Below are 10781 nucleotides of genomic sequence, written 5' to 3' on the forward strand. Positions count from 1 at the left end.
GCTGCCGTTTGGTAGCCAGAACGCCGGAAGCGAGAGCTTCCGGCGTTTTTTATTGCCCGTTGTTTTTTTGTAGAGTCGAGCCACGCTCGACTGCTCTCAAAGCCACTCGAGCATGGCTCGACTCTACAAAGGGCATGCACTGCGCGCGGTACGATGTGGGCCTCCCCAAGGATCATCCCCATGCGCATTGTCCATCACCTGGAAAACTCCCGTTCCCTGCGCGTGCTGTGGATGCTGGAGGAGCTGGGGCTGGACTACGAACTGCGCCGTTATCCCCGTGATCCGAAGACGCTGCTGGCACCGCCCGAGCTGCGCAGGGTGCATCCGCTCGGCAAGTCCCCCGTGCTGCAGGACGGTGAGCTGGTACTGGCCGAGTCCGGCGCGATCCTCGACTACCTCGCGGATCGCTATGACACCCAACGCCAGCTGTCGCCGTCCCCGACACCGGCCGATGGCGCCGAGCGCATCGCCTACCGTTACTGGCTGCACTACGCCGAAGGCTCAGCGATGCCGCCGCTGCTGTTGACCCTGGTGATGGGCCGCATCCGCAACGCGCCGATGCCGTTCTTCGCCCGCCCGATCGCGCGCAGCATCGCCGACAAGGCCGAACGCGGCTTCATTGGTCCGCAGCGGCGCCTGCACCTGGACTGGATGGAGCGCCGCCTGGCCGAAAGCCCCTGGTTCGCGGGTGAGCGGTTCAGCGCAGCCGACATCCAGATGAGCTTTCCGATCCAGGCTGCGGCCGCGCGCGGCGGTGGCCTCGACGACAAGCCGGCGCTGCGCGGCTTCCTCAAGCGCATTGGCGAGCGCCCGGCCTACCAGCGCGCCGAGGCCCACGGTGGACATCTGCAGGCGCTGAGCGGCAATTGAGGCCGTCGGCCGTCGCCCCCATCTTCTACACCATGGATAACGACAGCCCCCGTTTCGACAATCGCCTGCTGAATGCCCTGCCGGGTGACCCAGAGTCCGGCCCGCGCAGGCGTGAAGTGCTGGGCGCCGCCTGGTCGCCGGTGATGCCGACGCCCGTGGCGGCGCCCACGCTGTTGGCCTGGTCGCCGGAGGTGGCGGCGATGCTCGGCTTCGATGCCGATGAAGTGGAGAGCGATGGCTTCGCCGATGTGTTCGGTGGCAATGCGCTGTACCCCGGCATGCAGCCGTGGGCGGCCAATTATGGCGGGCATCAGTTCGGCCACTGGGCGGGGCAGCTGGGTGATGGCCGCGCGATCTCGCTGGGCGAACTGGTCGCGCCGGATGGCGGTCATTGGGAGCTGCAGCTGAAGGGTGCCGGCCCCACCCCGTATTCGCGGGGCGCCGATGGCCGCGCGGTGCTGCGCTCGTCCATCCGCGAATTCCTGTGCAGCGAGGCGATGCATCACCTGGGCGTGCCGACCACGCGCGCGTTGTCGCTGGTCGGCACCGGCGAAGACGTGGTGCGTGACATGTTCTACGACGGTCATCCCCGCGCCGAACCCGGCGCCATCGTGTGCCGTGTATCGCCGTCGTTCCTGCGCTTCGGCTCATTCGAACTGCCGGCCTCGCGTGGTGAAACTGGCTTGTTGCGGCAGCTGGTCCACGCGTGCATCGCCCGCGACTTTCCGGAGCTCGAAGGGCAGGGCGAGGCGCTGTACGGTGACTGGTTCGCGCAGATCGCGGTGCGCACTGCCGAGATGATCGCGCACTGGATGCGCGTCGGCTTCGTGCATGGCGTGATGAACACCGACAACCTGTCCGTGCTAGGCCTGACGCTGGATTACGGTCCCTATGGATGGGTCGAGGACTTCGATCCGGACTGGACGCCGAATACCACCGATGCCCAAGGCCGGCGCTATCGTTTCGGCACCCAACCGCAGGTGGCGTACTGGAACCTGAGCCGACTGACGCAGGCGTTGTCGCCATTGTTTGCCGATGTCGAACCGTTGCAAGCGGGACTGGCGGCGTACCAGTCCACGTTCGTTGCCTGCACCCGTCGCGATGCAGCGGCCAAGCTCGGCCTGGCAGCGGCGGATGATGAGGACCTGCAGCTCTACCTGCGCTGGCAGCAGCTGATGCAGGACGGCAGCATGGACATGACGCTGGCCTGGCGCGCGCTGATGCGCGTTGATCCAACGTCGCCCGATGTGGGCGTGCTTGACGCGGTGTACTACGACGAGGCGCGCCAGCAGTCGGTGCAGGCACCGCTGCAGCAGTGGTTGCAGGACTACGCGGCGCGACTGCGCGTGGATCCGCTGTCGGCCAGCGAGCGCACGGCGAAAATGGCCGCGGCCAATCCGCTGTACGTGCTGCGCAACTGGCTGGCCCAGGAGGCCATCGATCGCGCCGAGCAGGGCGACCTGGGCGGTGTTCACGCATTGCAGGACGTACTGCGTGACCCGTATACCGAACGCGCCGGGCTGGAGCACTTTGCCGGCAAGCGCCCGGCGTGGGCCGACAACCGCGCCGGCTGCTCGATGCTGTCCTGCAGTTCCTGAGGGTGGGTTTCGGCGGGGCTGCGCCCTGCACCTGCAGAGGCCACCGCGCAAGCAACGGCCAAAGCCAAAGCGGCTCTGGATTGCTGATGGTCTGGCGGGGCGGTGTGGGGCTGCAGGACACGCCGTAAACCCGTCCATGGGGGCTCGATGGCGCCATTCATGGCGCCAACGGTCCTGCAGCCCCACACCGCCCCACCTCCGACAGATTCCCGCTGCTGTGGGTAGGTGTCGACCTTGGTCGACACGGTCGATCCACGCCATGCGTGGATGCTTTTCGTTCAATTCTCGAAATATTCGATTTCGATGAAAGTTCATCCACGCATGGCGTGGATCTACGACAGATCGCAGGAATCTGTCGAAGGCGGGGTGGGTCCGGTTGCGGGGGCGTGAGCCGCATGGGCCCGAGGCATGCCTCGGGCGGGTTGGGCAGGACGCCCAACCCCGGTCTTGCCGTGTGCGCAGGAAAGCGCACACGAGCAAGCGGCTGCCAAGCCTAGACGGACGTACTTGCAGCGCCCCCCGCAACCGGACCCACCCCGCCATCCCTCGGAATGCGGCTTTTGTTTTCGCTTTTGCTTGCGCGGTGGCCTCTGCAGGTGCCGGGCGCAGCCCGGCCGAACACCCCAACAGGCAGCCGGCGCCCGGAACAGGTACCCTATGCCGCCATCAGATAGCCAACGTGACATGACCGACGCCCTCGTCGCTCCGCAGTGGGCCTCCCGCCTGCGCGACATCGCCGACTTCCCCAAGCCCGGCATCCTCTTCAAGGACATCATGCCGCTGCTCGCCCATGGCGAGGACTTCCGCGGTGCCATCACCGCGATGGCCGACCGTTGGCGCGACCAGAAGCTGGACGCGGTGATCGGTATCGAATCGCGTGGTTTCATCCTCGGTGCCGCCATGGCGCTGGAACTGGGCGTGGGCTTCGTGCCGGTGCGCAAGCCGGGCAAGCTGCCGGGCCAGGTGCTGCGCGAGGAATACACGCTCGAATACCGCAGCGACTGCATCGAAGTGCACGCCGATGCGCTGCCGGCCGGTGCCCGCGTAGCAATCATCGATGACGTGCTGGCCACCGGCGGTACGCTGGTCGCTGCCTTGTCGCTGGTGCGCCGCCTGGGTGTCGAGGTGGTGGGTGCCGGCGTGTTGGTCGAACTGGACGGACTCGGCGGCCGCGCACGCTGGGAAGCGGACCTGCCACTGCACACCGAACTGGTGTTCTGAGCGTGTCGCCGGGCGTGGCCCGGCGCTACACACGGCATGCCGGTAGCGCCGGGCCACGCCCGGCGACCACCCTGTTCCTTACATCATCCGCACGCGGAAACGACGGCCCTTGATCTTGCCGGCTTCCAGCCTGGCCACGGCCTTGTTGGCCTGCTCACGGGCGATCGCCACGTAGGAGCGGGTCGGGAAGATCGCGATCTTGCCGATGAACTTGGCTGACAGGCCGGCGTCGCCGGTCAGTGCGCCGAGGATGTCACCCGGGCGCAGCTTGTCGGTCTTGCCACCATCGATGCGCAGCGTACGCATCGCCGCCTGCGGCAGCTCGGCCGGGCGCGCCGTCGCCAGCGGCGTCTTCTGCCAATCCAGCGGTTGCCCCATCTGTGCTTCGATCGCTTCGGCGCGGGTCTTCTCGCGGCCGGCCACCAGGCTGATCGCCAGGCCACTGGCACCGGCACGGCCGGTACGGCCCACGCGGTGCTGGTAGCTCTCCACGTCGGTCGGCAGCTCGTAGTTGATCACCGCGGCCAGCTCTTCCACGTCCAGGCCACGTGCGGCCACGTCGCTGGCGACCAGCACGTTGCAGCTGCGGTTGGCCAGCAGCAGCAGCACTTCCTCGCGGTCGCGCTGCTCCATGTCGCCGTGCAGGGCCAGTGCCGAGAAGCCGAACTGCTGCAGCGAGTTCGCCACTTCGTCCACGTCCTTGCGGGTGTTGCAGAACACCACCGCCGATTCCGGCGTGTACTTCAGCAGCAGGCCGGCCAGCGCCTTCTGCCGGTGCGCCGGTTCCACTTCGCAGAACATATGGCGGATGGCCGGGGCCTGGTCAGCGCCTTCGACGGTCACTTCCACCGCGTCGCGCAGCAGGTCGCGTGCCATGGCACGGATGCTGTCGGGGAAGGTGGCCGAGAACAGCAGGCTCTGTCGATCCTTGTGGGTACGGCCGGCGATCTCGCGGATCGGTTCCTCGAAGCCCATGTCGAGCATGCGGTCGGCTTCGTCCAGCACCAGCGTGCGCACCGCGCCAAGATTCAGCGCGCGCTTGCGCGCCAGCTCCTGCACGCGGCCGGGCGTGCCGACCACCACGTGCGGGTCGTGGCCTTCCAGCGACGCCAGCTGCGGGCCCAGCGGCACGCCGCCCACCAGCAGCAACAGCTTCAGGTTGGGGATGCCGGTAGCCAGCTTGCGGATCTGCTTGCCGACCTGGTCAGCCAGTTCGCGGGTCGGGCACAGCACCAGCGCCTGCACGCGGATCAGGCTGGGGTCGATGGCCTGCAGCAGGCCCAGGCCGAAGGCGGCGGTCTTGCCGCTGCCGGTCGGCGCCTGTGCGATCACATCGCGGCCATCGAGGATGGCCGGCAGGCTCTGCGCCTGCACAGGGGTAAGAGTGGTGTAGCCGAGGGCATCCAGGCCGGGCTGCAGGGCCGGGCTCAGCGGCAGGGTCGAGAAGTCAGTCATGGCGCATTGTACCCGTCCGCGAGGCCGGTCCCGCCTGATGGGGTAGGGTCATCCACGCATGGCGTGGATCTACGGGTGGGTGCCGACCGCCGGTCGGCACGCTCTTGCTCAGCCCAGCACCGCCAGCACGCCCTGGTGGATCGCCAGGCCACCGAAGAGCAGCCAGGCGAACAGGATCAGCGCCAGCAGCAGCGGCTTCAGGCCCGCCTGGCGCAGCGCCGAGACGTGGGTGGTCAGGCCCAGTGCGGCCATCGCCATCGCCAGCAGCACGGTATCCAGCTGCACCAGCCCGGCCTGCAGGCCGGCCGGTAGCAGGTGCAGCGAGTTGAAACCGGCCACCGCCACGAAACCGAACGCAAACCACGGCACCACGATGCGGGCCTTGCTGCCGCCGGCGCTGGCCTTGCCGCCACGCGCCAGCCACAACGACAACACGACCAGAAACGGCGCCAGCAGCATCACCCGCACCATCTTGGTGATCACCGCGGTATCGGCGGCGGCTTCGCTGACCGCGCGGCCGGCGGCTACCACCTGCGCCACTTCATGCACCGTCGCACCGGTGAACAGGCCATACTGCCGTGCGTCCATTGCCAGCCAGCCGTGCGACTGCGCCAGTGCATAGAGCGCCGGGTACAGGAACATCGCCAGCGTGCCGAACACCACCACCGTAGAGACCGCGACCGTGACCTGCGCCGCGCGGCCGCGCACCACCGGTTCGGCGGCCATCACCGCTGCCGCACCGCAGATCGCGCTGCCGGCACCGATCAGCATTGCTGCCTCGCGTTCCATCTTGAACACGCGCACGCCCAGCCAGCAGGCCAGGCCGAAGGTGCTGGCGACCACCAGTACGTCCATCAGCACGCCGCTGACGCCGACGTGGCCGATGTCCTGGAAGGTCAGGCGCAGGCCGTACAGCACGATGCCGGCGCGCAGCAGCCAGTGCTTGGAGAAGCCGACACCGGCCGCGCTGCTCGGCGCCAGCCGCGGGTAGAAGGTGTTGCCGACCACGATGCCGGCGACGATGGCGACGGTCAGTGCACTCAGACCATGCGCCTGCAACCAGGGAAGCTCGGCCAGGTACAGGGATGCCGCCGCGATCAGGCCCACCAGCAAGAGGCCGGGCAGGCGTGGCTGCCAGCGTTGGCGCAGAGCGGGCAGGGACCAGGGGGAGAGAGCGGGGGCGTTCATGGCAACGGCAGGTCTGGAATGGCCAGGCAAGCGTGCGCCTGCATGGCTGACCTGTAAAACGAATAATATGGGTGAAATCTACCTATTAAGCGGGTAAATGACATGCGCCTGACCTTGCGCCAGCTTCAGGTCTTCGTCGCCATCGCCGATCACGGCAGCACCACCGCCGCTGGCCAAGCCATCGCGCTATCGCAGTCGGCCAGCAGTGCTGCGTTGCAGGAACTGGAGGCACACTTCGGTACCCCGTTGTTCGACCGCATCGGCCGCCGCTTGGCCCTGAACGGCCACGGCCGCGCGCTGCTGGAGCCGGCCCGCACGCTGCTGGTCAACGCCGCCGACCTGGAGCGGCAGCTGGCCGCCGGCGGCGATCCGGGGCAGGGCGCGCCGCTGCGGCTGGTGCTGGCCGCCAGTACCACCATCGGCAACTACCTGCTTCCACCGCGCATCGCCGAGCTGTTGCGGCAGGCACCACAGGCCGAGGTCGACCTGCGCATCGACAACAGCGCCGGCGTGGTCGCCGCCGTGCAGCGCCTGGATGTGGACGCCGGCCTGATCGAAGGCCCGTGCCACGAGCGCGGCCTCCAGGTCACGGCCTGGCAGGAGGACCCGCTGGTGATCGTGGCTGCCGCCAATGCCCCCGCACGCTGGTCGCTGGACGAACTGCGCCGTACACGCTGGCTGTTGCGCGAGCCCGGCTCGGGTACCCGCGAAGCGGTGGAGCAGGCGTTGTTGCCGCACCTGCGCGGCTTCGCCCAGACCCTGCAGCTGGGCAATACCGAAGCGATCAAGCAGGCCGCCATCGCCGGCCTCGGCCTGGCCTGCCTATCGCGCCACGCGCTGGAAGAGCCGCTGGCCCTGGGTCGCCTGCGCGTGCTCGAGACTCCGCTGCCGGCCCTGCAGCGCACCCTGTGGTTGGTACGCCACCCGGGCAAGCAATGGTTGCCGGGGTTGCAGGCGTTGCTGGGGGAGGTGGAGTAGCAGGGATCGGTCTTGCACTGCGCGAATTCCACGAAGGGGTCAGAGCCCGTTGCGCAGCAACGGGATCCGACCCCGACAGATCGACAGGCCTTGCAGCGCTCATCCACGCGTGGCCTGGATCTGCCGTGTCGACCAAGGTCGACACCCACCCGCGCAGAATGCCGTTCCGACAGATCGCGGGAAACTGTCAGAGGCGGGGCGGTGTGGGTCTGCAGGACCGTTGGCGCCATGGATGGCGCCATCGAGCCCCCAAGGAGGGGTTTACGGCGTGTCCTGCAGACCCGCACCGCCCCGGCATCCCACAGGAAACCAGCTTTTGACGTTGCCGTTGAAGTTGCCGGCCAGCGGCCGGCACTACCGCGGGTGCCGGGTGCAACCCGGCCGACGCCCCCAACCCGTACAATATCCGGATGCCTCTGATTACTCTGCAGAACGTCGACTTCAGCGTCGGCGGCCCGTTGTTGCTGGAAAAAGCCGAACTGTCGATCGAGCCGGGCGAACGCATCGCCCTGATCGGCCGCAACGGCGCCGGCAAATCCACCCTGCTCAAGCTGCTGTCCGGCGACCACAAGCCCGATGACGGCGAAGTCCGCGTGCAGCAGGGCGTGCGCGTCACCCGCCTGGAGCAGGAAGTGCCGCACGGCGCCGCCGGCTCGGTGTTCGACGTCGTCGCCGATGGCCTCGGCGAGCTGGGCCAGTGGCTGGCCGAATTCCACCACCTCAGCCATGCCGAAGTCTTCGATGGCGAAGCCCTCGGCAACGTGCAGGCCAAGATCGATGCCGCCAACGGCTGGGGCCTGGACCAGCGCGTCAGCGAAACTCTGACCAAGCTCGACCTGGATGGCGAGGCCGAGTTCGGCCGCCTGTCCGGCGGCATGAAGCGCCGCGTGCTGCTCGCCCGCGCGCTGGTGTCCAGCCCCGATGTGCTGCTGCTGGACGAACCGACCAACCACCTGGACATCGAGGCCATCGACTGGCTCGAAGCGTTCCTGAAGGGCTGGAGCGGCAGCGTGGTGTTCGTCACCCATGACCGTCGATTCCTGCGTGCCCTGGCCACCCGCATCGTCGAGATCGACCGCGGCCAGGTCACCAGCTGGCCAGGCGACTGGGCCAACTACGAGCGCCGCCGCGAGGAACGCCTCAACGCGCAGGCGCAGGAAAACGCCCGCTTCGACAAGCTGCTGGCGCAGGAAGAAGTCTGGATCCGGCAGGGCATCAAGGCCCGTCGCACCCGCGACGAAGGCCGCGTGCGCCGCCTGAAGGCAATGCGCGTGGAGCGTTCGCAGCGCCGTGATCTCAGCGGCAACGTCAAGATGGAAGCCGCGCAGGGCATCAGCTCCGGCAAGAAGGTCATCGACGTCAAGGACATTTCGTTCGCCTTCGGCGAGCGCACCATGGTCCGCGATTTCACCACGACCATTCTGCGCGGCGACCGCATCGGCCTGATCGGCCCCAACGGCAGCGGCAAGACCACGCTGTTGAAGCTCCTGCTGGGCGAGCTGCAGCCGGCCAAGGGCGAAGTCAACGCCGGCACCAACCTGCAGATCGCGTATTTCGACCAGTACCGCGCGGTGCTCCGCGAAGACTGGAGCGCGATCGAGAACGTCGCCGAAGGCCGCGATTTCCTCGAGTTCAACGGCAAGCGCAAGCACGTGCATGCCTACCTGCAGGACTTCATGTTCACCCCGGAACGTGCGCGTGCGCCGATTACCCGCCTGTCCGGTGGCGAGCGCAACCGCCTGCTGCTGGCCAAGCTGTTCGCGCAGCCGTCCAACCTGCTGGTGATGGACGAACCGACCAACGACCTGGACGTGGAAACCCTGGAGCTGCTGGAAGAGCTGCTGGGCGAATACACCGGCACCCTGCTGCTGGTCAGCCACGACCGTGACTTCATCGACAACGTGGTCACCTCCACGCTGGTGATGGAAGGCGACGGCGTGATCGGCGAGTACGTGGGCGGTTACAGCGACTGGCAGCGTTATGCGGCCAGCATCGCAGCGCCTGCCGCGGCCCCTGCGGCCAAGCCGGCGGCCGCTGCGCCGGCCACCCCGGCTACCGCAGCTCCGGCCGCACCCAAGCGCAAGCTGGCCTACAAGGAAGCGCGCGAACTGGAGCAGCTGCCGAAGACCATCGAGAAGCTGGAAGGCGATGTCGAAGGCCTGACCTCGGCGATGAACGACCCGTCGTTCTACACCCGCAGCAGTGCTGAAGTGACGGCGCACACCCAGCAGCTGGCCAAGGTGCAGGCCGAACTGGATGCCGCTTACGCGCGCTGGGAAGAGCTGGAAGGCTGAGCGTTGACCGGCGCCAGCGATCGCGCCGATTGATGTAGAGCCGAGCCCACGCTCGGCTCAGCAGATCCACGCCATGCGTGGATATCCGGAATCTGTGCGGACCAACGGTCCGCACCTACCAACCGACGGTCCGCACCGACCGGGGGGCCGGCCGTCATTTGACCCCGTGCAGATCCCGCAGCTGGCTCGGCCGGCTACCGAAATACGCGGCCAGATCGGCGATGTCCTGATCGCTCAGGTCCTTCGCCTGCGGCGTCATCAGCGCATGCTGGCGGTCACCGGCGCGGTAGGCCTGCAGCGCGTGCGCCAGGTAGTCACCGTACTGCCCACCCAGCTTCGGGTAGGTCGGATCGATCGGCGCATTGCCGTCGGCCCCGTGGCAGTCGATGCAGCTCTGGTTGGTGGCCTTGCCCTTCACCTTGGCGCGGGCTTCACCGGCGGCCTCGCGGCCGGCGGGCAGGCCGGCCGAAGACGAAGAGCCGTGTTCGCCGCTGGCGTGGCCCGGGTCGGCGGCGGATTTCTCGCTGTTTTCCACCTGCGACTGCGAACAGGCCGCCAGCAGCAGGGCAACGGACAGGGCGATGGCGTGACGCATCGGATGCGCGGCTTTCGACATGGGCGGGCCTTACTTGACGGTGGACAGGTAAACAGAGAGATCGGCGATCTCCTGTTCGCTGAAGCTCATCGACTGCGCCTGCATCGTCGGATGCCGGCGCTTGCCCTGGCGGTACTCGGCCAGGGCCTGGGCCAGGTACTGCTGGGTCTGGCCGCCGATCTTCGGCACCCGGTAGCTGGGGTAGGCGTTCTTGTAGCCGGTGATGCCGTGGCACCCCTGGCAGGTGTAGGCCAGCACGCGGCCATTGTCGAAGTTGCCGGTGGGCGCGGCAGGCGCCGGCGCGGCGGCAGGAGCCGGGGCCGGGGCAGGTGTGGCGGGAGCAGAAGCAGGAGCGGGCTGTGCGGCGGCCCCAAGGGGCAGGAGGACGGCCAGAGCGAGACAAGCGGCGAGCGGCTGCGGGCGCATGGTGTCGTTTCCGGGGATTCGGGTCTGGTCGTTCCGGCGTGGGGTACGGAACGCCCCGAGTATAGCCTCAGGTTTCATCTAGCTGAAATGGGGTCGGTCCGACCGGTGGCGTGAAGGCACCATGACCTTTGGGATATGGTGTGGCCGTGAAGTGGT

General features: G+C 67.8%; 9 protein-coding genes. 5 read left to right on the top strand and 4 right to left on the bottom strand.

Annotated elements, in window-relative coordinates:
• The first annotated feature begins 180 nt into the window (after window positions 1-180).
• From ACTXG9_RS06835 to ACTXG9_RS06845, 3 genes are all read left to right on the top strand, one after another.
• On the top strand, window positions 181-870 hold the full coding sequence (locus ACTXG9_RS06835) for a glutathione S-transferase family protein (RefSeq protein ID WP_021204709.1): 690 nt from the start codon (window positions 181-183) through the stop codon (window positions 868-870).
• Window positions 871-902: 32 nt separating this feature from the next.
• A complete protein-coding gene (locus ACTXG9_RS06840; RefSeq protein WP_111099178.1) occupies window positions 903-2468 on the top strand; it encodes a protein adenylyltransferase SelO in 1566 nt (521 codons plus the stop codon).
• 684 nt (window positions 2469-3152) lie between these two features.
• Window positions 3153-3689 carry an adenine phosphoribosyltransferase gene (locus ACTXG9_RS06845; RefSeq protein WP_019338396.1) on the top strand — a complete coding sequence of 179 codons (537 nt, stop codon included), beginning with the start codon at window positions 3153-3155 and terminating at the stop codon, window positions 3687-3689.
• A gap of 78 nt (window positions 3690-3767) precedes the next feature.
• Here the strand turns inward: ACTXG9_RS06845 and dbpA are convergent, their stop codons facing one another.
• A complete protein-coding gene (gene dbpA, locus ACTXG9_RS06850; RefSeq protein WP_134730497.1) occupies window positions 3768-5144 on the bottom strand; it encodes an ATP-dependent RNA helicase DbpA in 1377 nt (458 codons plus the stop codon).
• Window positions 5145-5252: 108 nt separating this feature from the next.
• On the bottom strand, window positions 5253-6332 hold the full coding sequence (locus ACTXG9_RS06855; RefSeq protein ID WP_111099034.1) for a YeiH family protein: 1080 nt from the start codon (window positions 6330-6332) through the stop codon (window positions 5253-5255).
• Between the two features lie 102 nt (window positions 6333-6434).
• Here ACTXG9_RS06855 and ACTXG9_RS06860 point away from each other — a divergent pair, with 102 nt between their 5' ends.
• Entirely contained in the window at window positions 6435-7310 is an 876-nt protein-coding gene (locus ACTXG9_RS06860) for a LysR family transcriptional regulator (protein ID WP_111099035.1), read from the top strand.
• Window positions 7311-7720: 410 nt separating this feature from the next.
• On the top strand, window positions 7721-9604 hold the full coding sequence (locus ACTXG9_RS06865; RefSeq protein WP_019661288.1) for an ATP-binding cassette domain-containing protein: 1884 nt from the start codon (window positions 7721-7723) through the stop codon (window positions 9602-9604).
• Window positions 9605-9758: 154 nt separating this feature from the next.
• Here the strand turns inward: ACTXG9_RS06865 and ACTXG9_RS06870 are convergent, their stop codons facing one another.
• Window positions 9759-10220 carry a c-type cytochrome gene (locus ACTXG9_RS06870; RefSeq protein ID WP_005416218.1) on the bottom strand — a complete coding sequence of 154 codons (462 nt, stop codon included), beginning with the start codon at window positions 10218-10220 and terminating at the stop codon, window positions 9759-9761.
• 9 nt (window positions 10221-10229) lie between these two features.
• Entirely contained in the window at window positions 10230-10625 is a 396-nt protein-coding gene (locus ACTXG9_RS06875) for a c-type cytochrome (protein ID WP_019661290.1), read from the bottom strand.
• Between the last annotated feature and the right edge of the window lie 156 nt (window positions 10626-10781).

Source organism: Stenotrophomonas maltophilia group sp. LNF247 (assembly GCF_054083135.1).